The following is a 24,477-nucleotide window of genomic DNA, read 5'->3' as shown; positions in this document are numbered from 1 at the left end:
CTTTTTTATAAAAGTGAGTGGACGAAAATTCTTGTTTCTCGATCAGTTTGCTGAATTGTTTCTAAATCCGGATGCAATATTTGCCGATGCTGCTCTAAAGAACGTTCAACTAATTCATCAATTTGTAAAAATGAAATTTTGCCTTCAAGAAAAGCGGCAACTGCGGCTTCATTCGCTGCATTTAATACAGTCGGCATCGTACCGCCAGCCTTGCCCGCCTCGTAAGCTAATGCTAGCATTCGGAAGCGTTCAAGATCCATCTTCTCAAAATGAAGCTTCCCGACTTCCACTAAATTTAAGCGTTTAGAACCGGCTTGTACGAAGCGATCTGGATACGTTAAGGCATATTGAATCGGCACCCGCATATCCGGTGTCCCCAATTGAGCAATCACTGAACTGTCATGAAATTCGACCATTGAATGAATAATACTTTCACGATGTAAAATAACATCTATTTGCTCATATGGCAAATGAAAAAGCCAATGTGCCTCAATCACTTCTAAACCTTTATTCATCATGGTTGCCGAATCAATCGTTATTTTTGCTCCCATTGACCAGTTCGGATGATTGAGAGCCTCTTGGACAGTGACACCCTTCAATTCCTCGCGAGACCGATCGCGAAAACTTCCTCCAGATGCCGTCAAAATTAAACGCTCAATATTTTTTGTTTGTTCTCCTTGTAAACATTGAAAAATAGCGGAGTGTTCACTATCTACAGGCAGTAAGCTGACATTGTGCTTTCGCGCCGCTGCCATGACTAAATGTCCAGCTGTTACTAATGTTTCTTTATTCGCGATGGCAATCGTCTTACCTGCTTCAATCGCTTGCATTGTCGGAAACAAACCAACGCTTCCAAGCACAGCATTTACTAATAAATGAGCCTCAGGATAGACGGCTACTTCCACAAGCCCTTCTTCCCCATGCTTAATATTTAAAAAAGGGAATTCTGCTTGCAAACGAAGAGCATCTTCCTTTTCTTGAACAGACACAAGTTCTGGTCGAAACTTATGAATAATTTTTCTTGTCTCCTCTATGTTTCTTCCAGCCGAAAAAGCAACAAGGGTAAAGTCTTCACTATGATGCTCAATCACATCCAGTGTTTGCTGCCCAATCGAGCCGGTAGCTCCTAGTAGACTAATCTTCTTCAAACTCTTTCATCTCCTCAACCGATCTCTAATTAATAATCTGCAAAATATGGATGAGCGGGAATACAAACAGCCAGCTATCTACACGGTCTAAAATCCCTCCATGTCCTGGTAGGATCGTTCCGGAGTCCTTCACGCCATAGTGACGCTTTAAAGCTGATTCCGCCAAATCCCCCATTTGACCAAACGCTGAAAGCACGACTGTTCCCAATAATAACGGCACTAATGCGACATTCATGTCGGCGAAGAAATAAAACAATAAGGCAACGATAATAGCTGAAAGAATTCCTCCTAAAGAACCTTCAACCGTTTTTTTCGGACTAATTTCCGGCCACAGTTTGTTTTTGCCAAACGAGCGTCCAATGAAATACGCACCGGAATCAGTTGCCCATGTGATAAATAAAGCGAAGAAGACGAATACGACTCCGGCTTCTCTCGTCTCCATAAAATAATAAAATCCACAGCCGATATATAAGACGGATAGTACACAAAAGCCTACATCTTCAAATGTAAAGCGATTTTTCGACATGACCATGTACACTAATAACAGCAAGACAACTAGCAGTATCAGCTGCAGTTTATCATAACCTGCCCGCTCAATCATGCCGCTCATTTTATTAGGAATTAATAAAACGGCCAACATAATGATCGATAGAATTCCTGGTGCAGAAGCTAGTGAAATTTTTTTCATTCGAAGCGCTTCTCCCAGCCCGATAACAGCCATTAAAAAAGCAAGCAGTAAAAAGGGCCAATTACCATAAAGTACAATGGGTAAAAAAACGGCTGCAGCAATGACAGCTGTTATAATACGTTGTTTCATTTTATAAACTCCTAACCTTCACGAAATTCGAATTTATGACTGCAAGCCGCCAAAGCGACGAGATCGTCCCTGATATGCTTCAATGGCTTCTAACAAGTGATGTTCATCAAAGTCAGGCCAGAGCACATCCGAAAACCAAAATTCTGTGTACGCTAGCTGCCAAAGCATAAAGTTACTTAAGCGTATTTCTCCGCTAGTTCTAATTAATAAGTCTGGATCACTTAAATGCTTCGTCATTAAATAACGCGAAAACACTTCTTCATTCAAGTCCACTTCTTTTAGTATACCATTTTTTGCATCATGCATTATATTTTTCACGGCATCTAATATCTCTGCTCTACTTCCATAGTTCAAAGCAAAGTTTAAAATGAGTCCATCATTCTTCTCGGTTTCTTTTCTCGCTTTGTCGACCGCACGTAATGTGTGTGAAGGAATTTGTTCCCGGTCTCCCATCATTTCTACTCGAACATTTTCTTCAATTAATTCCGGCAAAAATGTACCGAGAAACTCTTCTGGAAGTTTCATTAAAAAATCTACCTCCAGCTTAGGTCGTTTCCAATTTTCTGTAGAGAAAGCGTATAAAGTTAATGTTTTAACCCCTAGACGATTAGCTAGTCTGGTTACTTTCCTAACTGTTTTCATCCCTTCATGATGACCAGCGACTCTAGGAAGAGCTCGTTTCTTTGCCCATCTTCCATTCCCGTCCATAATAATAGCAATATGTTCAGGCACCGAAGCTTGTTTGATTTGTTCAATCCTATCTTCAGTCGTATGGTGGACTGCATTTCTTCCCCACAGCTTCTTTTTGTTGATCATAAAATATCCTCCAAAATGTAACCTCATCAATGTAATTAAAAAACACTACCTATTATAATACCAAAATCTCTCGATGATTACTTTGTAGAATTTTATGTATTTCATTTTTCTTCTTAAAAACAAGAAAACCCTCTTACAAAGAAGAGGGTTATGAGCATTAAACTTCCATGATTTCTTTTTCTTTGTCTTTGGCGATTTCATCAATTTTTGCAATAAATTGATCCGTTTGCTTTTGAACATCTTCTGTGTAGCCACGCAAAGCATCCTCAGTAATTTCGCCCGCTTTTTCAAGCTTTTTAAAATCCTCATTCGCATCGCGACGAATATTGCGAATAGCCACTTTTGCATCTTCCGCTTCTTTTTTCACTAATTTCGCTAGTTCTTTACGACGCTCTTCTGTTAAAGCAGGAAAAGCAAGGCGGATCACAGAACCGTCATTAGATGGCGTTAAACCTAAATCTGATTTTAAAATCGCTTTTTCAATATCACCTAAAGCTGTTTTATCATACGGCTGGATGACTAAAAGTCTGGCTTCTGGCACGGAAACAGAAGCTAGTTGATTAATTGGTGTTGGCGCTCCGTAGTATTCTACTGTTATGCGATCTAATAATTGAGCGCTTGCACGTCCTGCACGAATGGATGCTAACTCTCTTGTTAAAGCTTGAATTGCTTTTGTCATTTTGTCATTTAATTGTTCCATTACTTTAGTTGGCATTATTCTTTCCCCCTAACAATTGTTCCAATATTTTCTCCCATGACAACACGCTTAATGTTCCCGCTCTCCATGACAGAGAACACAATTAATGGAATATCATTATCCATACATAAGGAAGAAGCGGTAGAATCCATAACAGCTAGTCCCTCTTTTAATACATCTAGATAAGAAAGCTCGCTATATTTCACTGCATCTTTCTCAATACGCGGATCGGCAGAATAGACGCCGTCTACATTATTCTTCGCCATTAAAATAACTTCTGCTTCAATTTCAGCTGCTCGTAATGCAGCTGTTGTATCTGTAGAGAAGTAAGGGTTTCCTGTACCTGCTGCAAAAATAACGACCCGTTTCTTTTCTAAATGACGAATCGCACGGCGGCGAATATAAGGTTCAGCTACTTGACGCATTTCAATGGATGTTTGAACACGCGTTTCAATACCTAGTTGTTCTAAACTATCTTGTAAAGCCATTGAGTTCATAACCGTTGCCAACATGCCCATATAGTCAGCTGTCGCACGATCCATCCCCATTTCACTGCCAATTTTCCCTCTCCAAATGTTTCCACCGCCAACAACAACTGCTACTTCCACATTTAATTCTGCAATTTCTTTTACTTGTTCGGCAATCGACTTAATGACTTTCGGGTTAATACCGAACCCAGCATCACCTGCCAATGCCTCTCCGCTAAGCTTTAATACAACACGTTTATACTTTGGAACGCTCATGTAAACCTCCATATGTAATGGTTTTAATTACCGATTTTGTCCAAGCTTCTATATGAAATCCCTCACCAACAAACGGTAAGGGATTTCCAATTTTCCATACATTCTTTCTGATGAAACAATAGTAAGGAAATTATTTTTTTACTTGGCTCATTACTTCTTCAGCAAAGTTATCTTGACGTTTCTCGATTCCTTCACCAACAGCATAACGAACAAGCGCTTTTACTGTTCCACCTTTAGAGGCTACAAATTGACCAACTTTTTGGTCAGGGTTTTTAACAAACGCTTGGTCTACTAGGCAAATATCTTCAAAGTATTTGCTTAGGCGACCTTCAACCATTTTCGCAACAATGTTTTCTGGTTTGCCTTCATTTAATGCTTGTTGCGTTAATACTTCACGCTCACGCTCTACTTCTTCTTGAGATACCTCATCGCGTGAAATGTATTTTGGATTTAAAGCAGCTGCATGCATCGCTACATCTTTCGCTGCTTCGCTATCTGTTGTACCTTCTAAAACAGCTAATACGCCAATGCGTCCGCCCATATGAAGATAAGCGCCAAATGCATCATTATCGCCTTTTGTTAACACTTCAAAACGGCGTAAAGTGATTTTCTCACCAATTTTAGCTACTGCTTCATTGATGCGCTCTGCTAATGTTTGACCATTGCTCATTGCTTGGTCATGCGCTTCTTCTACAGAAGCTGGTTTGCTTGCTAATAAATGATCAGCTAATTCTTTTACAAGCTGTTGGAAGCCTTCATTTTTTGCAACGAAATCTGTTTCAGAGTTTACTTCTAAGATCACAGCTTCGTTACCTTCAGCTTTAATGAAAGTCGTACCTTCAGCAGCGATACGGTCTGCTTTTTTAGCTGCTTTCGCCATTCCTTTTTCACGAAGGAAGTCAATAGCTTTCTCCATATCCCCGTTTGTTTCTGTTAAAGCTTTTTTACAGTCCATCATACCTGCGCCAGTTTTTTCGCGAAGTTCTTTTACCATTTGTGCAGTAATTGCCATAAGTATTCTTCCTCCTTTAATTGATATGTAGCCATTAAATATATGATTAGCCCAAGAAAAATGAGTATTCATCTTCTTTGGCATTTTCCCTTTAAAAAAAGGTGATAAGGGACTCTCGTCTTATCACCTTTTTATCAAGACTATTACTCAGCTGCTGCTACTTCTTCCGTCTCAGCTACTTCTACTGTTTCTTCGCCTTGTTTTGCTTCTAAAATCGCATCTGCCATTTTTCCAGTTAAAAGTTTGACTGCGCGAATCGCATCATCGTTTGCTGGAATTACATAATCGATTTCATCCGGATCACAGTTAGTATCAACAATACCAACGATTGGGATGTGTAATTTACGTGCTTCAGCAACCGCAATACGTTCTTTACGCGGGTCGATGATGAACAATGCATCTGGAAGACCTTTCATATCTCTAATTCCGCCTAAGAATTTCACTAAGCGTTCATGTTCTTTTTTCAATTGAACTACTTCTTTTTTAGGAAGAACGTCGAAAGTTCCATCTTCTTCCATTTTTTCGATATCTTTCAGACGTTGTACACGCTTTTGAATTGTTGAAAAGTTTGTTAATGTACCACCTAACCAACGTTGGTTAACATAGTACATGCCAGAACGTTCCGCTTCTTCTTTCACAGATTCTTGCGCTTGTTTTTTCGTACCAACGAAAAGAACTTTTCCGCCATCTTCTGCTAATTCTTTTACGAATTTATAAGCTTCCTCGACTTTACGAACTGTCTTTTGAAGATCGATGATATAAATTCCGTTACGCTCTTGGAAAATGTATTTTTTCATTTTTGGGTTCCAACGGCGTGTTTGGTGTCCAAAGTGCACACCAGCTTCAAGCAATTGTTTCATTGAAATAACTGACATTTTTTGTTCCTCCTAATGGTTTTGATTGTCCTCCGCTTGCCTCATTTTCGCACAGAAACTGTTTGAAACAGCACCATCTATACAAATCCGCAAACGTGTGTATTAACACCGTTAGTAAATATAACATATCCTTCTAAAGCAATCAACTATTTTTCCCGATGTTTGAAAATTTTAAGGCCAATTCCACTTCTGTCTTACCTTTATTTAGCTTCCTTGCGATTTCTTCTACTGAATAGCCTTGTTCATAAAGGACCGTTACTTCATCTTTAGGCGTGTTTTCCTTCGGCGCAATAACCGTTTCATTTGTGGCATTAGTTGTTTTGTATCCTTTCACCGCTCTCGCCCGCTGTAAATTGGGAATCAATATCTCCTGCTCTTTTACAAGAGGAGATTCTTTCTCTAGCGGTGTCGAGTTTTTGGAAAGTTGTTCAATAAACTTCTCATTTTCTTCTTTCATTTCCAGCAAATAAGCATCCATCATTTCTTCCATTTCCTGAGAAATTCTTTGCTGTTGTTGTTTTAATTCAAACAAGCGGTTTTGCCTCAAAAATAAAAGGATAATGGCAAATAGAGCGACCGCATTTAATATAAACGAAATCAATATGAAAAGTGTTGTCATGTTTCTTTCTTATCCTTTAAAATCAATTTGTTTTTCTTAATGAAAGCGCCGGTCCATTCACCTTTATTAACTGATTCTTTAATTTAAAAATAGCTTTTGAATGAATTTGCGAAATTCTTGATGTCGATAAGCTCATTACTTCACCTATTTCAGTCAAAGTTAGTTCTTCATGATAAAATAAACTTAACACCATTTGTTCCTTCGCCGTTAATTTAGAGATTTCTTGTACAAGTTCTTGAATGAGTTCACCTTTCAACACTTCTTCTTCCGGTGAAATTGTTTTCTCATCCTTTAGTATAAAGCCTTTAGCCTCTGAATGATCCGAATCTTGTACATGTTCATCCATAGAAAGCACATTTGCAAATAAATGTTCCGTCATCGTTTGATGAATTTCCTCTTCGCTCAAATTCAACTGTTCCGCTACTTCAATAGCTGTGACACGACGTAAATATTTTTGTTCCATTTCCTCTATTTTCGCTTCGATCTTTTTGGCTTTTTCTCTCGTCCCGCGAGGAAGCCAATCTTCTTTTCTTAGCCCATCCAATATCGCCCCGCGGATTCGAAAGGAGGCATATGTGTCAAACTTTAAATCCCTAGACGGATCAAATTTCGTTAATGCGTCTAATAGCCCCATTAAAGCTAAGCTCTTAATATCTTCCTTATTGACGCTCCGTGGCAAATTCGCTGAAATCCGCTGCGAATGAAAAGAAACAAGAGGCATATACTTTTCTACAAGTACATTTCCAGCATGACTATCACGATTCTTTAACCAAGCATCCCATAGCTTTTCTTCTTCATTAACGTTCATCCTAGGCATTTTTTATCTCTCCTCCTCGGGTTCATCTCGTCGAGAAGTTTATTTCTAACTGATTTCTTTTAGCTCATAAAGCTCTTATACTATAGTATAAGAAATTAACCACAAATGTCCGTTGTTAATTTTTGTTAATTATCTTTTTTTAACCATTATCCTTTTCATCCGTTCATCATTTCACGAATGGCTGCAGCCGCTTTCTCGCTATCTATCATTTCTGATTGTTTGGCCGCAGCTTCTTTATCAGCTTCGACAGTGATCTCCTCTTCTGACGTTTCTTGTGAAGCGAGCCGTTCCTTCTCTACATGCTCCGCGGTTAAATGCTCAGGAGGAAAAGCGACAAACAGCATAAAGCGAATAATAAACATTAATACAAAAAACACAGCAGACGCAGCAAATGAACCTAAAATAACAGGTAGCGGCTCTCCATTAGGAAATGAAAGTAGAAAATAAAGCGAAAACCCTGCGATCATCATCCAAATATTCCATAAAATTGAGCCTCTCATTATATTTCCCGAACTCCTTTATTAACGGTCCGAATCATTAAACGGCATGTCTCCGGGTTAAATTCAATCGTTCGGCCGCTATTGCCGCCCACATCCTCAGCGGCAATCCGAATATTTTCCTCTCTCAATTTACGTTTCACCGCCTCGACATTCCTTGGTCCGATTCTCATCGAATCACTTTGAGGGCTAAATTGAAACATTTGAGCACCGCCTGCCAGTTTTGCTTTTAACCTGTACATTTGAGCGCCTTCTCTTTTTAACATGTTAAGCAACTCGATAATTCCTGTATCTGCAAATTTGGCTTTATTAATATTATCAGTTTTAGCGAGAGCTGAGTCAGGCAGCATAACGTGAACCATTCCAGCAAGAGCCTGCTGTTCATCATAAATGACTACTCCAACACACGATCCTAAACCTGATGTCCGAATCGTATCTGGAGAACGAACGATATTTAGCTCAGCAATCCCTACTTTCACAATTTGCTTGATTCTATTCATTCATCTCGACTCCCAAGGCACGAAATATTGTTGGGAAGGAGGGGGGAGAAGGGAGTAGAAAGAAATGCCCTTTCACTTCCTCTTCTTCACCTGTCTCCTCTTCTTTCAGAACCGTGTCAATAACAATGGCATAATCCCCATATTGAGAGGCTTCTAATAAACCAAAACTAATAATAGCGCCAAACATATCAATGGCTAATTCAGGGACAGACGGATACAGCTGCAGCTGTGTAAAGTCGCTTAAAGCGGACAAATAGGACCCGGACAAAATATTCCCTAATTCTTGCATAGCCGAATATCCAATGGCTTCTCCATTTATCTCTTGAAAAGAAAATTGTTTATCTCCTGTCATATTGCGGATATAATTTTCGGCTTGTTCCAGTGACAAGATGAAAAACATGTTTCCGCTCGCTTCGCCTTCGATCCGTAAGCTTACACTAACAATTTCCTGGTCCGCTCCACCCGCCATTTCCATCATCTCATTAAAGCTAGCAATTCTCACACTAGGTACTTTCATATCTACTTTTTTATTTAAAAGTGTAGAGAGAGCAGTCGCTGCATGCCCCGCTCCAATGTTTCCTATTTCCTTCAATATGTCTAAGTGAAGAGTGTGAATTTGATCGATATAGTTCATGAACTTACCCCTTTACTTAAACACTTTTTCTAAACTTAATAAAATTAAAAGCCTTTTCTCTAATTTAGCTACTCCAACAATATATTCCGCTTCTAGAGAACCAACAACATCTGGCTGTGGCTCAATAATGTCACTCGGAATATCAAGCACATCATTCGCTCCATCAACAACTAATCCTACTTCCATCTCGTCGAAAGAGGCGATGATAATTCTAGTATTGTCGTTATATGGTTCGGCCGGAAGATTAAATCGATTGCGCAAATCAATAATCGGTGTAACGACCCCACGCAAGTTAATGACACCTTTAATAAAAGGAACTGTCCCCGGAACCCGAGTAATATGCATTAACTTCTCTATTGAATGGACTTGATGGACTGGGAAAGCATACTCTTTATCCATTAATTGAAAAGCAATTACTTTTATTGTAGACGGAGCACTCGTATTACTCATCATTTTCCTTCCTTCCATCAATTATTTTATTAAAGCATTACAATCTACGATTAAAGCAACCTGGCCATCTCCTAAAATCGTAGCTCCTGAAATAGCAAAAACATTTGTTAAATAGTTTCCAAGGGATTTCAATACCACTTCTTGTTGACCGATAAAGGAATCCACAACAAGTCCGGCCATTTTATCCCCTTTTCGAACAATAACGATTGAGTAGTATTCATCTTTTTCGTCAACAGTTGGCACTTCAAAGATTTGTTCTAGGAAAACAAGTGGAACGACTTTCCCACGAAAATCAATTACTTGTTGCGTATGTGCTTTTAAAATGTCCGTTTTCTTGACAATCGCTGTTTCAATAATAGAAGACAACGGAATCGCATATTTCTCTTTTTCCACTTCCACTAACATAACTGAAATGATCGATAACGTGAGCGGTAGCTGAATGGAAAAGATCGAACCTTTTCCTTCATAGGCATCAATGCTAATTGACCCTCCAAGGGACTCAATCGTTGTTTTCACAACATCCAGCCCGACGCCGCGCCCTGAAATATCGGACACTTGTTCAGCCGTTGAGAAACCAGAAGCTAAAATAAGCTCATAAATTTGTTTATCAGAAAGTGTCAGCGCCTGTTCTTCTGTAACAACTCCTTTTGCAAGAGCTTTGCTTAACACTTTTTCTTTATTAATTCCCGCACCATCATCTTCTATTTCGATAAATACGTGATTTCCGCTATGGTAGGCTTTCAGCTTAACTGTTCCTTCAGCAGGTTTGCCTTTCGCTTTGCGCTCTTCTGGCTTTTCGATGCCGTGATCAATTGCGTTACGGATTAAGTGAACGAGAGGATCACCAATTTCATCAATTACGGTACGATCAAGCTCCGTATCTGCACCGATAATTTCTAAGTTAATTTGCTTGTTCAATTCTCGGGCAAGCTGACGAACCATTCGAGGAAAACGATTAAATACAGTTTCAACAGGAACCATTCGCATGTTTAGGATGATATTTTGTAAATCGCCAGAAATTCTTGACATCCGCTCCACTGTTTCATTGAGCTCTGGATGATTCAGATCCCCAGAGATTTGTTCTAGCCTGCCGCGGTCAATAACAAGCTCTTCGAACAAATTCATCAAAATATCTAAACGTTCAATGTTTACACGAATTGTTTTATTGGCAACAGCTTGCTGTTTATTTTGTTTGGCTTCCTTTGTTTCTTTTTTCGCTTCTTTTTTTGTTTCTGTCACTTCTTTATTTTCAGCGGGCTTGCTAACCTCTTGTTGTGGTGCTGCATTCACTTTTAAAGGTTCAAACTCTACATTCGTAATCGTGACATTCACTACTTCTGATACTTTTTTAACTTTGCTTTCAATCTCTTGAGCAGGGTCTTTCGTAATGAGAGTGACGATGAATTTTTCATCAAATTTTTCCTCTTCTAATTGTTCTGTTGAAGGGGTTGTTTTAATCACTTCTCCACATTTCTCAAGCACTTCAAACACCATGAACACTCTGGCTGCTTTCAGAACACAATCGCTTCTTAAGTTAACTTCAATTTCTAGACAAGAGAAGCCTTGCTCTTTAGATTGTGTAATCACTGTGCGTTCAAATTCATCGTATTCAGCAGAATAAGATGTTTGAGGCGATATTTCCGATACTGCTACAGCTACTTCTTCAGAAGCAGTGACAGGGCTCTCCCCATTTTCAATTTTCAGCAGTTTCTCCACAATGGTTGTAACATCTCTTTTTCCCTCTCCACCAGAGGCAATATCATTGACCATTGCTTCCAAGTCATCAATGGAAGCAAAAACAACATCTAATATTTCCGCGGTAACATGGATTTTATGATTTCGAATCGCGTCTAAAACATTCTCCATTTTATGAGTTAAATTGGCTAAATCTTCGTATCCCATCGTTGCGGACATTCCTTTTAACGTATGGGCTGAACGAAAGATTTCATTAACAATTGAGATGTCTTCTGGATTTTTCTCTAAAACTAAAAGATTTTCATTTACTGCTTGCAAATGTTCCTTGCTTTCTTCAATGAAAATTTCTAAATATTGATTCACTTCCATTAGCCGCTCATCCCTCTCTAAGGTATATACTTAACAATTGTTTCTGCAATTTGATCCACCGGCACTACTTCATCTACTACATGCGTGGCGATAGCTGCTCTTGGCATGCCAAACACTACACAAGTCTCTTTCGACTCAGCAATGGCTGCTACCGTTCCTTTTCCCATCTCTTTCAATTTAAACAGGCCGTTAGCGCCATCCGCTCCCATGCCTGTCATAACGACAGCGACCTTGTTGTAATCGGATAGATCACTGACAGATTCAAATAGCACGTCAACAGAAGGTCGGTGACCATTCACTGCAGGGGTTTGATCTAAATGGACAGCTAAAGAAGCGCCCACTTTTTTCACTTTTAAGTGATAACTTCCCGGTGCAATATACGCCGTATTATTTCTTAAGATTTCCCCATCTTCCGCTTCTTTAACAGAAATGGCCGAGAGTGAATCTAATCTTTGAGCAAGTGAATGAGTAAAACCTGCTGGCATATGCTGAACAATTAATATAGGTGCATTCAAAGTTGCTGGCAACCTCGTTAATACGGTTTGAAGGGCACGGGGGCCACCCGTTGATGTCCCAATCACAATTAATGTTTTTCCATTTGTTTTTAAACGTTCTAGCCTATTGATTGGCAAAGAAGGTGTTGTATTAGCACTAAGGTTACTGTTCATTTTCGGTTTATTAAACGCAGAAATCGGACGAACGTTAGCTCGACTAGCCGCTAATACTTTTTCGATTAACTCATCTTTAATTTTGTATAAATCGACTGAGATGGTTCCAGAAGGCTTAGCGATAAAATCAACCGCGCCTTTTTCCATAGCTAACATCGTTGTTTCCGTGCCTTTTTTCGTTAAACTGGACAGCATAACGACAGGTGTTGGCTTGCGCTCCATAATGTAGCTTAGCGCATCAAGCCCATCCATCTCAGGCATTTCCACATCCATCGTCATAACATCCGGCTTATATTTTTCAAATTTCACAATGGCATCCTTGCCATTGCGCGCCGTTGCTACTACATCGAGCTCAGGATGATGATTTAAAATATCGGTGATGAGCTTTCTCATAAAAGCTGAATCATCGACCACAAGTACTTTTTTACTTTTCATGTTCGCTCCTGCCTTTCATAAAAAAGTGACGAAGCTTTTGAACAAAGCTAGATGCCCCCGCATTAAATGATAGTTCTTTTGAACCAGTCAAATAATTATTCGTCATCGTCTTACATGCCGTAGAAATAGGAGCATACGGAAAAGCGAGTGAAAAAGGCATTTGTTTGATAACTGCTTGCTTCACATGCTGATCCTCTGGCAATATCCCTAACTCTATAAGTTCTCTTTGCAAAAAACGGTCGACTACGTTTTGTAACCGTTTAATCACTTCCTTGCCTTCTACAAGACTTTCTGCCCGATTACAAACTAGATAAAACGTATTCGCCCCTCCTCGAAGGTGAATAAATTTGATCATCGAATAAGCATCCGTGATCGATGTAGGCTCAGGTGTAGTTACAACAAAAATATCGTCAACTGACATCAGTATATCTAAAGACTCTTTTGTCACTCCTGCTCCCATATCAAAAATTAAATAATCATATTGGTATTGCAACTCCTCAACTGCGGATAACCAACGTTCTAAATGATAGTCATTCCATTCCACTAACTGACTTAAACCGGAGCCTCCTAGTATATAAGACACACCTTCCGTTCCATTCATAATCAATTCTTCAAGGCTGCATCCCTTTTCAAAAAATTCAACAATGGAACGTTCTCCTGTTATACCTGATAGCACATGGATATTTCCCATACCTATATCCATATCAAATATTAGCACTTTTTGCCCACTACGTGTTAAATTTAAGCCAAAATTCATAGAAATATTGGATTTTCCAACGCCGCCTTTTCCACTAACTACCGCGACTGTTTTCGCTAGTTTTCCCGTCAATCGATTGATCTTCTGCCGCAACCCTGAAGCTTGATCATATGTCATACATCTTCACCAAAAATAATCCGCACAATGGTTTGCGTATCGACTTCCACTACATCATCTGGGACATTTTGCCCATTCGTCACAAAAGCGACTCCTTTTTGAAAGTGACACATCAAATTAAGAAGGGTACCATGAGTTTTCGTCTCATCCATTTTAGTAAAAATAAATTTTTCGATCGGAATGAGAGAAAATTTATCAATGATCTCTTTTAAGTCGTTTTCTTTCGATGTAAGAGACATCACTAAATAGCTTTCTACTTCTTCTTCAAAGGAAATCATACTTTTTAATTCTTGTACATATCTTTCATCCCGGTAATTTCGTCCTGCTGTATCAATATAGACGACATCATAATCCTCTAAGTGTTCTAAGATTTCTGTAAAGTCTTCCGCTTTATAGGCGACATGTATCGGTACTTTCAGCAGATCAGCATACGTTTTTAATTGATTAATCGCAGCAATTCTGTACGTATCAGTGGAAATAAAGGCGACTTTTTTCCCTTTTTCTAATACGCTGTCAGCCGCCAACTTCGCTAATGTCGTCGTTTTGCCCACACCAGTTGGTCCGACTATATTGATATATTTTTTCTTCTGGGCTGCTTGTTCTTGTAAAGGGCCAATTTTGCGGACTAACCATTGTTTCGCCCATTCAAACGCCTCTTGTTCATCTACATGTCCCTTTGAATTCTTCCATTTTAATAATAAATCTTGTTGCAACTCAGTGATTAAAACGTCTGATACTTCCTGCTCTTTTAATCTTACTAATGGAGGCTTCAATTCTTCTGGCAACCCATCAAAAGCTATCGCATGCTCACGGGGATACTGCGCTAATATTTTCTTTAATTCGTTCACTTCTTTAGCAAGCAAGTCTGCCTGATGGATGGATTGCATAGTAGGCTGGCTCTTTTCAACAATTGAACCAGCCCGAGGCTTCTCTTTTATTTCAGGGCGTGCATTAGGGTCGACGGCGGCTACCACTTCAATCGTTTTCTTTTTAAAAAAACCTAAAAATCCACCACTATAGACAGTTTTTGATTGAAGAATGACGGCTTGCTTTCCTAAATCAGCTCGAATTTTCTTCATTGCTTCCTGCATCGAAGAAGCTTGATATTTTTTCACTTTCAATCAATATTCACCACCCCAACACTTTGAACTTCAACGCTTGGCTCAAGCTCGTTATAAGAGAGAATCGGCAGTTGCGGAAAATACCTTTCAGATAATTGTTTTACATACATGCGAATGGCTGGTGAGCAAAGGATGATTGGTGTTTGTTGCATAAACGTCACTTGTTCGATTTGCGCAGCCATCGCTTCTAAAATCCTTTGCGAATCGATTGGATCTAAAGATAAGAAGTTTCCGTGTTCTGTTTGTTGAACACTATCCGCTATTAGCTTTTCAATACTTCCAGACAAGGTAATCACCTTTAAGGAGTCTGCCCCTTCTAAATATTGCCTTGTAATTTGTCTTGCAAGCGCCTGGCGAACATATTCAGTTAATAAATCCGTATCGGATGACATTTTTCCAAAATCGGCAAGCGTTTCGAAAATGATTGGTAAATTTCTGATGGACACATTTTCTTTCAATAACTTAGCCAATACTTTTTGCACTTCTCCTACAGAAAGCGGATTCGGTGTCACTTCGTCTACTAAAATTGGATAGGCTTCTTTCAAATGTTCGATTAATTGCTGCGTTTCTTGACGACCAAGCAATTCATGTGCGTTTGCCTTAATGATTTCTGTCAAATGTGTTGATACAACACTCGGAGGGTCCACAACGGTATAACCTAATATTTCGGCTTGTTCTTTCATCTCTTCTGTAATCCATTTAGCCGGTAAACCAAAAGACGGTTCAATGGTATCAATTCCCTCAATCGACTCATCATCCTCACCAGGACTCATCGCTAAATAATGATCTAATAATAGATTGCCTTGCGCCATGACACTGCCTTTAATTTTAATTTGATATTCGTTTGGCTGAAGTTGAATATTGTCGCGAATACGGACAACAGGAATCACTAAGCCTAGCTCAATGGCAAGCTGACGACGAATCATCACGACCCGATCCAATAAATCGCCACCTTGTGCAGCATCTGCTAGCGGAATTAACCCGTAGCCAAATTCAAATTCGATCGGATCAATATTTAATAAATTAACGACACTTTCCGGACTCTTCAGCTCGGCTGTTTCCACTTCTTCTTCCGCCTCAATTAAATCGAGCTCGTCTTTCTCTGGTGTTCTTTGAAGCATAAAGGCTCCTCCTGCTAGCATGCCCGCAATCGGAATCGTTAATAAATCATTAATAGGCGTCGCAATTCCTAATAAAAAAATCGTTCCGGCTGCAACGTATAGCATCATCGGATAAGCGAGTAGCTGGGACATAATGTCCTCACCTAAATTTCCTTTAGAAGCAGCCCTTGTCACTACAATCCCTGTTGCAGTCGAAATTAACAAGGCGGGAACTTGTGAGACAATCCCATCTCCCACTGTTAATAAAGAATATCTTGTAGCAGCTTCTGCTAACGGCAACCCTTGTTGAACACTTCCGATAATAATCCCAAAAATCAAGTTAATGATGACGATAATAATCCCTGCAATCGCATCACCTTTTACAAACTTCGTTGCACCGTCCATCGCTCCGTAAAAGTCTGCTTCGCGACCAACCTTCTCCCGGCGCTCTCTCGCTTCTTGTTCCGTGATCATCCCAGCATTTAAATCGGCATCAATACTCATTTGCTTCCCTGGCATCGCATCAAGAGTGAAGCGGGCAGCTACCTCTGACACACGCTCAGATCCTTTTGTAATAACAACAAACTGAATAATGATTAAGATTAAAAAGACAACCATCCCAACGACTACATTTCCACCGACAACAAATGTTCCAAATGTCTCAACAACACCACCTGCTTCACCGTTACTTAAAATCGAACGAGTAGTGGATACGTTGAGCCCTAAACGAAATAATGTTAATAACAACAAAAGTGATGGAAAGATGGAAAATTCTAATGCCTCTCGCATATTCATCGAAATGAGCAAAACTAAAAGTGCAAGAGAAATATTCATAATGATTAATACACTCAATAGCCATGATGGCAATGGAATAATTAACATGGCCACTATTAAAATGACACTCAATAACACGGAGATATCTCTTGCTTGCATTTCTCTCTCTCCTAACAACAAAACTTACAATTTATTTTTCACTCGATATACATAAGCTAATATTTCCGCTACTGCTTTAAAAAATTCTTCAGGTATCGGATCCCCAATGTCTGCTTGATCGTATAAAGCTCTTGCCAACGGCCTGTTCTCCACCATTGTCACTTCATTTTCACTGGCGACAAATTTGATCTTTTGAGCTAAATAATCCACTCCCTTAGCAACCACATATGGAGCGTCTAGCTTGTCTTCATCATATTTTAACGCGATCGCATAGTGAGTAGGATTGGTAATAACGACATCGGCTTGTGGAACCTCTTGCATCATTCGTCTCATCGCCATTTCCCGTTGTCTTTGCTTAATCTGTGATTTAATCAACGGATCTCCTTCAGCATTTTTATGCTCATCCTTTATATCTTGTTTGGACATGCGGATACTTTTCTCAAAATCATACTTTTGATAAAGGTAATCCAGAAGAGCAAGAAATAACAACGCCGCCGATGCAACTAGCCCCATTTTTACTGTTAAAATCCCCACTGTTTGCAGCGCATCTGAAACTGACTTAAAAGACAGCTTTAATACTTCTTGAATATTGGACCAGAGCACAATAAATGTAGCTGTTCCAACAAATGAAATTTTCAAAATGGACTTCAACAGCTCTACCAGTGCTCTTAACGCAAAAATACGCTTAAATCCTTTAATAGGGTCAATTTTTTCCAACTTGGGCTGGAGCGGTTCGCCAGTAAATAAAAAACCAACTTGCAAATAATTGGCAGCCACTCCCGCCACTAGCGCCACTAGCATCACTGGACCAAGAATATACATAAGCTGCTGCATAATTTCTAACACAATAACCTTTAAATTGGCCTCCGTCACAGGCATTAATATATAGCTTTGCAGCGAGTGACGAAAGAAGAAAAAAATATGTTTTCCTATAAATGATGCACCGACAAATAAAAAACCGAAAACGGCAAGCAAACTTATCGCTGTATTGACATCTTGACTCTTGGCTACTTGTCCTTTTTTTCGAGAGTCTTGACGCTTTTTAGGAGTGGCTTTTTCAGTCTTTTCCCCGGAAAAAAACTGAAGGTCTAACCGTAACCTTTTCAAGCTAACTCCCCCCTAACAATGTCATTACATCGCGCATTGTATGCAGCATAATTTCAAACAATTGCTGAACCACTGTAAACATAACGCTCATCACGACGATTAAAACAATAAACGCAACAGCAATTTTGATGGGAAAGCCAACAACAAAAATGTTTAGTTGCGGGACCGTTCTAGCCACAATTCCAAGTGCGACATCCACTAAGAATAAGGAAGCTACTACGGGCATCGCCATTTGAAAAGCAATGACAAACATAGAATTAAACGCACGAGTCACGTATTGAGCTAATTGTCCCTCCCCAAAAGGAAAGCCTAATTGATCAATCGGAATAAACTGATAGCTATAAAAAATTCCATCCAAAATTAAATGATGTCCATTGACTGCTAACAATAATAGTAAAGAAAACATATACAAATATTGGCCGATAAGTGGACTTTGCACACCGGTTTGTGGATCAATGACATTGGCGATCGCAAACCCCATTTGAAAATCAATAAATCCTCCAGCAATTTGAACGGCTGCTAAGATCATGTAAGCAATAAATCCTATGATCAAGCCGACTAATGCTTCTTTCATAATTAAAAGAAAATACTCACCATTGATGTCTAGTGCAGGAACCTCAAGCGCATAATACATCATCCATGACAGCACAACCGCAAATCCTATTCGATGCATCGCCGGTATTGTTCGATAAGAAAACAATGGCATCGTGACAAAGAAGGCGGATACTCGTACAACTATTAATAAAAACACAGATAGCTTCGGCAGTAATTCATCCATACTTCTACCCTACAAACTTCGTTAAATTTGTAAATATGTCTAATGTGTAAGACAAAATACGGCTAAGCATCCAAGGACCAAAAAAAATCAGTCCTACTAGCACAGCAACAATCTTAGGAATAAACGCTAATGTTTGCTCTTGTATTTGGGTGGTTGCCTGAAAAATACTGACAACGAGTCCCACCACAAGCGCCAAAATTAGCAAGGGAGCGCATACAATTATCGTTGTATAAACCCCTTTTTCTGCTAAGGAAAGGACCATTTCTGAATTCATTGTTTGCACCTACTTAAAAGCTTTGCAGCAAAGATTGAATAACTAAATACCACCCATCTACTAACACAAATAACAAAATCTTAAATGGCAAGGAAATCATTACCGGCGGCAACATCATCATCCCCATTGACATTAAAACACTAGCAACGATCATATCAATCACAAGAAATGGGATAAAGATCATAAACCCAATTTGAAAAGCTGTTTTAATCTCACTAAGGGCAAATGCCGGTACTAAGGAAGTTAGTGGAATATCTTCAATCGTTTTCGGTTGTTCTGCCTGAGCATAATCTAAAAATAACTGTAAATCTTTCTGTCTCGTATGTTCGCTCATAAATTCCTTTAAAGGTAAGCTAGCCTTGTCGTATGCTTGCTCCAGTTTAATCTCATCATTAAATAACGGAGTGAGTGCCTCATCGTTAATTTCTTGAAACACTGGAGCCATAATGAAAAATGTTAAGAAAAGAGAAAGTCCAATTAACACTTGAGTAGGCGGCATTTGCTGAGTAGCAAGCGCCGATCTGACAAAGGACAAAACGATGACAATTCGTGTAAAGCAAGTCATCAATATTAAAATGCTAGGTGCTAAAGACAAGACAGTTAACAATAACAATAACTTCACAGAAGTTGTTACTTGATCAGGTGAACTATCGTTAAAAAACTGGATAAACTCATTCATTTTGTTCCTTCTCCTTGCTGTTCATTTTCCTGATCGCTTTCTCTCTTGAAAGCTTCATATGACTAAGCTTGTCTTCAAATACCTTTTTAAATTTCTCTTGATCTTCATTCGTGTTTTTTCGATCAGATGTCCATTTATTTATAACATTGGACACCATGTCTTTTGGCTGTAACATTTGATCCATTTGATCATTGTACTGTTGAAGAAAACGATCATATTCTTCTTGATCACTAATTTCTTTCAGCAATTGGATATCCTCACCTACTCCGAGTACGAGCAGACGATCCCCAACCTTCACAATTTGAACGGAACGATTGCCCCCAAGAGGTGTCCCACCAATATGTTGTATCAGCTTTGTCTTTTGATAAGACCGGCTTTTTTGATTGACAAATCGCAACAGTACATAAATGAGCCCTACAACAAAAGCTAACGCACCGATCATTTTGACAAAATCCCAAATCGATAATCCTACAGCTTGACTATTTTCATCTTCTTTATATGATTGTTTTTGCTCTTTTTTATCAATGTCTTGCTTACATTTTTCTGGATGTTCTATACAATCTTTAACGTTATTGTTAAATGGCTCTGCCCAGGCAACGGAATCATTGCCTGTGAACAGAGCCACACTGAATAGTATAAGAACTATAAATTTCATTACTTGTTTCATCAAAGGATGCACCTTCTTAAGCTCAAGCTAAAGTTTTTGAAATGGCCTCAATCACTCGATCAGCTTGGAACGGTTTGACAATAAAGTCTTTTGCTCCCGCTTGAATCGCATCAATAACCATCGCTTGTTGCCCCATCGCTGAGCACATAATAATTTTTGCATTTGGATCGATCGCCTTAATTTCTTTTAATGCAGTAATCCCATCTTTTTCAGGCATTGTAATATCCATTGTCACTAAATCTGGTTGAAGCTCTTTGAACTTTTCAACTGCTTGAGCACCATCTGCTGCCTCTCCTACTACCTCAAATCCGTTTTTTGTCAAAATATCCTTAATCATCATTCTCATAAATGCTGCATCATCTACTACTAAAATACGCTTTCCCATTATCATGTCTCCCTTATTTCAAGTTATTCAAACGGTCGCTCTGACTCAAAATATCTGTGATTCGAACGCCGAAATTTTCTTCTATAACAACGACTTCTCCTTTAGCAATCAATCGATTATTCACTAAAATGTCGACTGGTTCACCCGCTAATTTGTCCAACTCAATAATCGACCCGGCTGTTAAATCGAGAACATCCTTTACGGATCGAGTGGTTCTGCCTAGCTCAACCGTCACTTGCAACGGAATATCAAGTAACATATTTAAATTACGAGCTTCATGCTGCTGTAATGCCGGCTGTTCAAAAGTAGCAAACGAAGCGGGTTGAACATTTACATTTGGCTGCTTCGGCTTCTCTTGTATATGAATCGAGACCGGCTCTTGCGTTTGTTGAACAGGTATACTTTCCTGCATAGTTGGTGTCGCTTCCGGTTGTTTCGTTTCTTCGCTGTTTGCCGGCGTTACTGGAGGCACCTCTGTTGCTGGTGCGGCAGATGCGGCTTCTGCAGAAGGATTGATCAATTCATTAACTAAGCTTTTAGCAAAATTCAGCGGCACAAGCTGCATAATATTAGAGTCAATTAACTCTCCAATCGTGAGACGGAAAGAGATTTTCACAAGCAAGTCGAGCTCAGGTATCGTATTCTCGCCTTCTCCTTGTTGTAAATCCATCAAAGCAATCGCTGGAGGTGAAATATCTACTTTTTTGCTAAAGATCGTAGACATCGAAGTTGCTGCTGAACCCATCATTTGATTCATGGCTTCTTGTACAGCACTTAATTGAATCTCTCCTAAATCTGAGTTGGGAGAAAGACCATCCCCTCCCAGCATTAAATCAGCAATAATTGCTGCATCGGTTTGTTTGATGACCAACAAGTTAGCACCTGAAAATCCTTCTGTATACTCCACCTCAATGGCTACATATGGATGCGGAAATTCATCTTTTAATTTTTTTCTTTCGATAATTGAAACAGTCGGTGTCGTAATATCCACCTTTTGATTCAATAAACTAGAGAGAGCCGTAGCTGAACTGCCAAATGATATATTCCCTATCTCACCTAGCGTATCTTGTTCAAACGAATCCAAGTAATCTTCCACGTTAGTTAACGATGCACTTGAAGCTTCGTTTTCTGTATGGTCTCCTCCAGTTCCTTTCAACAAAGCATCAATTTCTTCTTGAGATAGCATATCATCACTCATCATCGTCTTCTCCCCCCTTTATATGATCAAGAATTTGTACAGCCAATTGTTTGTTCACTTTACCCGGCTGTGCCGTAAACTTTGGTTTTTCACCAACTTTGACAGACAGAGGTTCATCAATACGCTGTTTCAATTCAATAACATCTCCTATCGCCAAAGTCAAGAAGTCCTCTACCGAAATGGTTGAATGTCCAAGCTCTGCAACGACAGAAACATTGGCTTTTTTAATGCGCTTCTCCAGCTTTTCCAGTTCGCCTGGCGCTCTTTCTTTTTTATCTGGATTTTGCATCCAATAATGAACAGATAATTTAGGAATGATCGGCTCTAACACAACATGGGGAATGCAAATATTAATCATTCCTGTCGTTTCACCAATTGTCGTATTTAATGATATCACAACTACTGTTTCATTAGGCGATACCATCTGCAAAAATTGCGAGTTTACTTCAAATTCAGTCATTAAAGGATCAATATCGACAAGATTCACCCAAGCTTCTCGGTAATTTTCGAAAGCTCTCTCGAACATATTCGACATAATTTTCGTTTCTATTTCCGTTAAATTGTCGACTTTATTGACGCTCGCCCCTCTTCCTCCTAATAAGCGATCTAACATGGCATATGCCACATTTGGGTTCACTTCCATTAAAATTCTTCCCTCAAGCGGAGGAACCTCAAAAACATTTAGAATCGTTTGATTAGGAATTGAACGAATAAATTCTTCATAAGGGATTTGATCAGCTGACACAACAGAAATTTGGACATATGTTCGCAACTGAGCTGAAAAGAAAGTCGTCAAAATCCGGGCAAAGTTATCATGCATTCTCGTTAAACTTCTAATTTGATCTTTCGAAAAGCGCAACGCCCGTTTAAAATCATATACTTTGACTTTTTTCTCAGCTTCTTCTTTCTTTAACTCATCCGCATCCATTTCTCCAGTAGATAAAGCTGACAATAAAGCATCAATCTCATTTTGAGATAATATTTCTCCGGACATGTTCTCACCTCCGTCAAATGAATTCATTATTGGATGATATAAGAGGTGATATACACTTCAAGAACTTTTCCATCCTGCATAATGTCGTTTAATTCCATTTTTAATTGTTCCGTTAACTGTTCTTTTCCTTTACTTCCTTTCAATTCTTCTGCCTTCATCTCAGACAGTTGCTTAATAATAATATTTTTTGCTTGGAAATCGCGCTTTGTCATTTCCTCCATCGCATCTTTACTATCCGTTTGGATTTTAAAAGAAATGCGAATATAATCATCAGAGGCTAAATTCGTTGTCAATTCAGGTATATCCACCGATGATTCAATGACTTCATCAATCGTTGGTTCTTTTGCACTGCCTTCATTTGAAGATTTTAAAATAATAATAACGGCAACTGTACCTACTAATAAAATAACCGTTAAGAGAACAAGCATTATCGTTAAAAGCTTATTTTTGCTTTTTACTTCTTGTGTTTCAGTCTCCATCCCGATCCTCTCCTATATCTAATTTTCCTAAAAGATGAACGCGACGATAAAACTCCTCCATCCGTTTTCTCACTTCATCCTCCGACTCACGAACGAGAAATTTCTTTCCGTTAGAAAGCGTAATCGTCGTATCAGGAAAGCTTTCCACCGTCTCAATATAAAGGGCATTTAACAAAAACGACTTGCCGTTTAATCTCGTCACATTAATCAATATGTTTCAGGGCTGAAGCGACACTCCAACCCTGGCCCCTCCCCTATGTGTAAAAATGATCCATTATCGTTTTAAGTTAACCAATTCTTGCAAAATCTCATCAGACGTCGTAATAATACGAGTATTTGCCTGGAATCCACGCTGCGCCACGATCATTTCTGTGAACTCTTCAGAAAGATCGACGTTGGACATTTCTAGTGTACCGGCAACGATTGTGCCAGCACCGCCTGTTCCAGGTATTGTAGCTGTTGCAGCACCTGAGTTTGGCGTTTCTTCAAACAAATTGCCCCCAACCTTCATTAAACCATCCGGATTTGGAAATTTAGCTAGTTGAATCGTTCCAGCTGTCTGTAAAGTTCCAGCAGCATCTGTATAAGTCACTTTACCATCAGCCCCGATGCTCAAATCTTTAACTGTATCAGGATTTGGTATCACAATATTCCCAACAGTTGTTGTTGTTCCAGTCGTCCCTTGAACAAAAAGTCCATCACTAGTTACTAAATTCCCTGATTTATCCAGATAGAAATTTCCTGCTCTTGTGTATAATGTGTTAGTTCCATCTTTTACTTGGAAAAATCCGTCACCAGAAATAGCTAAATCTAGTGTACGATACGTTGTTTGCGTACTTCCTTGCGTTTGCATTGTATCAATCGCCGCTAATTGTGAACCAAGCCCAACTTGACGTGGATTCGTTCCTCCTCGTGTTGTACCTAAAGGCGCACTAGCTCCTGATATTTGCTGACTGACCATATCTTTAAAAACAACACGACCTTTTTTAAACCCAAACGTGTTAACATTGGCAATATTATTCCCGATGACATCTAATTTCGTTTGAAAACCTTTCATTCCACTGATTCCTGAGTACATGGAGCGTAGCATAATTGA

General features: G+C 39.2%; 29 protein-coding genes. All 29 read right to left on the bottom strand.

What is annotated here, in order from left to right:
• Positions 1–5 precede the first annotated feature (5 nt).
• Positions 6–1,148, bottom strand: coding sequence for a 1-deoxy-D-xylulose-5-phosphate reductoisomerase (dxr, locus tag IRB43_RS05000; protein WP_203362337.1), 1,143 nt, complete (start codon positions 1,146–1,148; stop codon positions 6–8).
• Between the two features lie 25 nt (positions 1,149–1,173).
• Positions 1,174–1,965: a phosphatidate cytidylyltransferase gene (locus IRB43_RS04995; RefSeq protein ID WP_203362336.1), complete on the bottom strand. Its 792-nt coding sequence runs from the start codon at positions 1,963–1,965 to the stop codon at positions 1,174–1,176.
• Between the two features lie 33 nt (positions 1,966–1,998).
• Entirely contained in the window at positions 1,999–2,781 is a 783-nt protein-coding gene (locus IRB43_RS04990) for an isoprenyl transferase (protein ID WP_203362335.1), read from the bottom strand.
• A 157-nt stretch (positions 2,782–2,938) separates the two neighbouring features.
• Positions 2,939–3,496, bottom strand: a complete 558-nt coding sequence (gene frr, locus IRB43_RS04985; RefSeq protein WP_203362334.1) for a ribosome recycling factor — start codon at positions 3,494–3,496, stop codon at positions 2,939–2,941.
• Positions 3,496–4,221, bottom strand: coding sequence for a UMP kinase (pyrH, locus tag IRB43_RS04980; protein ID WP_203362333.1), 726 nt, complete (start codon positions 4,219–4,221; stop codon positions 3,496–3,498). Before pyrH ends, frr begins: the two co-directional genes overlap by 1 nt.
• Positions 4,222–4,351: 130 nt before the next feature.
• Positions 4,352–5,233 carry a translation elongation factor Ts gene (gene tsf / locus IRB43_RS04975; RefSeq protein WP_203362332.1) on the bottom strand — a complete coding sequence of 294 codons (882 nt, stop codon included), beginning with the start codon at positions 5,231–5,233 and terminating at the stop codon, positions 4,352–4,354.
• 143 nt (positions 5,234–5,376) lie between these two features.
• Positions 5,377–6,108, bottom strand: coding sequence for a 30S ribosomal protein S2 (rpsB, locus tag IRB43_RS04970; protein WP_203362331.1), 732 nt, complete (start codon positions 6,106–6,108; stop codon positions 5,377–5,379).
• Between the two features lie 142 nt (positions 6,109–6,250).
• Positions 6,251–6,727 carry a DUF6115 domain-containing protein gene (locus IRB43_RS04965; RefSeq protein ID WP_203362330.1) on the bottom strand — a complete coding sequence of 159 codons (477 nt, stop codon included), beginning with the start codon at positions 6,725–6,727 and terminating at the stop codon, positions 6,251–6,253.
• Positions 6,728–6,749: 22 nt separating this feature from the next.
• Positions 6,750–7,544, bottom strand: a complete 795-nt coding sequence (locus tag IRB43_RS04960; protein WP_203362329.1) for a FliA/WhiG family RNA polymerase sigma factor — start codon at positions 7,542–7,544, stop codon at positions 6,750–6,752.
• 155 nt (positions 7,545–7,699) lie between these two features.
• Complete coding sequence (locus IRB43_RS04955; protein ID WP_203362328.1) at positions 7,700–8,044, bottom strand: hypothetical protein; 345 nt, start codon at positions 8,042–8,044, stop codon at positions 7,700–7,702.
• Positions 8,044–8,541 carry a chemotaxis protein CheD gene (locus IRB43_RS04950; RefSeq protein WP_203362327.1) on the bottom strand — a complete coding sequence of 166 codons (498 nt, stop codon included), beginning with the start codon at positions 8,539–8,541 and terminating at the stop codon, positions 8,044–8,046. The genes IRB43_RS04955 and IRB43_RS04950 overlap by 1 nt, the downstream gene beginning before the upstream one ends.
• Positions 8,534–9,175 carry a chemotaxis protein CheC gene (locus IRB43_RS04945; protein WP_203362326.1) on the bottom strand — a complete coding sequence of 214 codons (642 nt, stop codon included), beginning with the start codon at positions 9,173–9,175 and terminating at the stop codon, positions 8,534–8,536. The genes IRB43_RS04950 and IRB43_RS04945 overlap by 8 nt, the downstream gene beginning before the upstream one ends.
• Positions 9,176–9,187: 12 nt before the next feature.
• A complete protein-coding gene (locus IRB43_RS04940; RefSeq protein WP_203362325.1) occupies positions 9,188–9,625 on the bottom strand; it encodes a chemotaxis protein CheW in 438 nt (145 codons plus the stop codon).
• A 21-nt stretch (positions 9,626–9,646) separates the two neighbouring features.
• Positions 9,647–11,689 carry a chemotaxis protein CheA gene (locus tag IRB43_RS04935; RefSeq protein ID WP_203362324.1) on the bottom strand — a complete coding sequence of 681 codons (2,043 nt, stop codon included), beginning with the start codon at positions 11,687–11,689 and terminating at the stop codon, positions 9,647–9,649.
• 17 nt (positions 11,690–11,706) lie between these two features.
• The gene (locus IRB43_RS04930) at positions 11,707–12,792 is read right to left on the bottom strand and encodes a protein-glutamate methylesterase/protein-glutamine glutaminase (protein ID WP_203362323.1); all 1,086 of its coding nucleotides are present in this window, start codon (positions 12,790–12,792) and stop codon (positions 11,707–11,709) included.
• Positions 12,782–13,666, bottom strand: a complete 885-nt coding sequence (locus IRB43_RS04925; RefSeq protein ID WP_203362322.1) for a MinD/ParA family protein — start codon at positions 13,664–13,666, stop codon at positions 12,782–12,784. Before IRB43_RS04925 ends, IRB43_RS04930 begins: the two co-directional genes overlap by 11 nt.
• Positions 13,663–14,781 (bottom strand): flagellar biosynthesis GTPase FlhF, encoded by a 1,119-nt coding sequence (gene flhF / locus IRB43_RS04920; RefSeq protein WP_343070804.1) that lies wholly within the window; start codon positions 14,779–14,781, stop codon positions 13,663–13,665. The genes IRB43_RS04925 and flhF overlap by 4 nt, the downstream gene beginning before the upstream one ends.
• Before the next feature lie 2 nt (positions 14,782–14,783).
• Positions 14,784–16,820 carry a flagellar biosynthesis protein FlhA gene (gene flhA / locus IRB43_RS04915; RefSeq protein ID WP_203362320.1) on the bottom strand — a complete coding sequence of 679 codons (2,037 nt, stop codon included), beginning with the start codon at positions 16,818–16,820 and terminating at the stop codon, positions 14,784–14,786.
• 24 nt (positions 16,821–16,844) lie between these two features.
• Complete coding sequence (gene flhB / locus IRB43_RS04910; protein WP_203362319.1) at positions 16,845–17,927, bottom strand: flagellar biosynthesis protein FlhB; 1,083 nt, start codon at positions 17,925–17,927, stop codon at positions 16,845–16,847.
• A 1-nt stretch (position 17,928) separates the two neighbouring features.
• Positions 17,929–18,705, bottom strand: coding sequence for a flagellar biosynthetic protein FliR (gene fliR / locus IRB43_RS04905; protein WP_203362318.1), 777 nt, complete (start codon positions 18,703–18,705; stop codon positions 17,929–17,931).
• Between the two features lie 4 nt (positions 18,706–18,709).
• Positions 18,710–18,979: a flagellar biosynthesis protein FliQ gene (gene fliQ / locus IRB43_RS04900; RefSeq protein WP_203362317.1), complete on the bottom strand. Its 270-nt coding sequence runs from the start codon at positions 18,977–18,979 to the stop codon at positions 18,710–18,712.
• A gap of 13 nt (positions 18,980–18,992) precedes the next feature.
• A complete protein-coding gene (gene fliP / locus IRB43_RS04895) occupies positions 18,993–19,658 on the bottom strand; it encodes a flagellar type III secretion system pore protein FliP (protein WP_203362316.1) in 666 nt (221 codons plus the stop codon).
• A complete protein-coding gene (locus tag IRB43_RS04890) occupies positions 19,651–20,325 on the bottom strand; it encodes a flagellar biosynthetic protein FliO (RefSeq protein ID WP_203362315.1) in 675 nt (224 codons plus the stop codon). The genes fliP and IRB43_RS04890 overlap by 8 nt, the downstream gene beginning before the upstream one ends.
• Positions 20,326–20,347: 22 nt before the next feature.
• Positions 20,348–20,710, bottom strand: a complete 363-nt coding sequence (locus IRB43_RS04885; protein WP_203362314.1) for a response regulator — start codon at positions 20,708–20,710, stop codon at positions 20,348–20,350.
• A gap of 13 nt (positions 20,711–20,723) precedes the next feature.
• A complete protein-coding gene (gene fliY / locus IRB43_RS04880) occupies positions 20,724–21,908 on the bottom strand; it encodes a flagellar motor switch phosphatase FliY (protein ID WP_203362458.1) in 1,185 nt (394 codons plus the stop codon).
• Positions 21,901–22,902, bottom strand: a complete 1,002-nt coding sequence (gene fliM / locus IRB43_RS04875) for a flagellar motor switch protein FliM (protein ID WP_203362313.1) — start codon at positions 22,900–22,902, stop codon at positions 21,901–21,903. The genes fliY and fliM overlap by 8 nt, the downstream gene beginning before the upstream one ends.
• A gap of 26 nt (positions 22,903–22,928) precedes the next feature.
• Positions 22,929–23,381 (bottom strand): flagellar basal body-associated protein FliL, encoded by a 453-nt coding sequence (gene fliL / locus IRB43_RS04870; RefSeq protein ID WP_203362312.1) that lies wholly within the window; start codon positions 23,379–23,381, stop codon positions 22,929–22,931.
• The gene (locus tag IRB43_RS04865) at positions 23,371–23,592 is read right to left on the bottom strand and encodes a flagellar FlbD family protein (RefSeq protein ID WP_203362311.1); all 222 of its coding nucleotides are present in this window, start codon (positions 23,590–23,592) and stop codon (positions 23,371–23,373) included. Before IRB43_RS04865 ends, fliL begins: the two co-directional genes overlap by 11 nt.
• 63 nt (positions 23,593–23,655) lie before the next feature.
• The gene (gene flgG / locus IRB43_RS04860) at positions 23,656–24,471 is read right to left on the bottom strand and encodes a flagellar basal body rod protein FlgG (protein ID WP_203362310.1); all 816 of its coding nucleotides are present in this window, start codon (positions 24,469–24,471) and stop codon (positions 23,656–23,658) included.
• Between the last annotated feature and the right edge of the window lie 6 nt (positions 24,472–24,477).

The organism is Bacillus sp. REN10, from assembly GCF_016820555.1.
Lineage (GTDB): Bacteria > Bacillota > Bacilli > Bacillales > Domibacillaceae > Bacillus_CE.
The sequence above is the reverse complement of the archived record's forward strand: the minus strand, read 5'-3'. Positions and strand labels throughout refer to the sequence as shown.

Coding starts and splice junctions, on each gene's coding strand:
- IRB43_RS04995 (WP_203362336.1), bottom strand. CDS start 1,965: ATGAAACAACGTATTATAACAGCTGTCATTGCTGCAGCCGTTTTTTTA.
- IRB43_RS04990 (WP_203362335.1), bottom strand. CDS start 2,781: ATGATCAACAAAAAGAAGCTGTGGGGAAGAAATGCAGTCCACCATACG.
- frr (WP_203362334.1), bottom strand. CDS start 3,496: ATGCCAACTAAAGTAATGGAACAATTAAATGACAAAATGACAAAAGCA.
- pyrH (WP_203362333.1), bottom strand. CDS start 4,221: ATGAGCGTTCCAAAGTATAAACGTGTTGTATTAAAGCTTAGCGGAGAG.
- tsf (WP_203362332.1), bottom strand. CDS start 5,233: ATGGCAATTACTGCACAAATGGTAAAAGAACTTCGCGAAAAAACTGGC.
- rpsB (WP_203362331.1), bottom strand. CDS start 6,108: ATGTCAGTTATTTCAATGAAACAATTGCTTGAAGCTGGTGTGCACTTT.
- IRB43_RS04965 (WP_203362330.1), bottom strand. CDS start 6,727: ATGACAACACTTTTCATATTGATTTCGTTTATATTAAATGCGGTCGCT.
- IRB43_RS04960 (WP_203362329.1), bottom strand. CDS start 7,544: ATGCCTAGGATGAACGTTAATGAAGAAGAAAAGCTATGGGATGCTTGG.
- IRB43_RS04955 (WP_203362328.1), bottom strand. CDS start 8,044: ATGAGAGGCTCAATTTTATGGAATATTTGGATGATGATCGCAGGGTTT.
- IRB43_RS04950 (WP_203362327.1), bottom strand. CDS start 8,541: ATGAATAGAATCAAGCAAATTGTGAAAGTAGGGATTGCTGAGCTAAAT.
- IRB43_RS04945 (WP_203362326.1), bottom strand. CDS start 9,175: ATGAACTATATCGATCAAATTCACACTCTTCACTTAGACATATTGAAG.
- IRB43_RS04940 (WP_203362325.1), bottom strand. CDS start 9,625: ATGAGTAATACGAGTGCTCCGTCTACAATAAAAGTAATTGCTTTTCAA.
- IRB43_RS04935 (WP_203362324.1), bottom strand. CDS start 11,689: ATGGAAGTGAATCAATATTTAGAAATTTTCATTGAAGAAAGCAAGGAA.
- IRB43_RS04930 (WP_203362323.1), bottom strand. CDS start 12,792: ATGAAAAGTAAAAAAGTACTTGTGGTCGATGATTCAGCTTTTATGAGA.
- IRB43_RS04925 (WP_203362322.1), bottom strand. CDS start 13,666: ATGACATATGATCAAGCTTCAGGGTTGCGGCAGAAGATCAATCGATTG.
- flhA (WP_203362320.1), bottom strand. CDS start 16,820: ATGCAAGCAAGAGATATCTCCGTGTTATTGAGTGTCATTTTAATAGTG.
- fliR (WP_203362318.1), bottom strand. CDS start 18,705: ATGGATGAATTACTGCCGAAGCTATCTGTGTTTTTATTAATAGTTGTA.
- fliQ (WP_203362317.1), bottom strand. CDS start 18,979: ATGAATTCAGAAATGGTCCTTTCCTTAGCAGAAAAAGGGGTTTATACA.
- fliP (WP_203362316.1), bottom strand. CDS start 19,658: ATGAATGAGTTTATCCAGTTTTTTAACGATAGTTCACCTGATCAAGTA.
- IRB43_RS04890 (WP_203362315.1), bottom strand. CDS start 20,325: ATGAAACAAGTAATGAAATTTATAGTTCTTATACTATTCAGTGTGGCT.
- IRB43_RS04885 (WP_203362314.1), bottom strand. CDS start 20,710: ATGGGAAAGCGTATTTTAGTAGTAGATGATGCAGCATTTATGAGAATG.
- fliY (WP_203362458.1), bottom strand. CDS start 21,908: ATGAGTGATGATATGCTATCTCAAGAAGAAATTGATGCTTTGTTGAAA.
- fliM (WP_203362313.1), bottom strand. CDS start 22,902: ATGTCCGGAGAAATATTATCTCAAAATGAGATTGATGCTTTATTGTCA.
- fliL (WP_203362312.1), bottom strand. CDS start 23,381: ATGGAGACTGAAACACAAGAAGTAAAAAGCAAAAATAAGCTTTTAACG.
- flgG (WP_203362310.1), bottom strand. CDS start 24,471: ATGCTACGCTCCATGTACTCAGGAATCAGTGGAATGAAAGGTTTTCAA.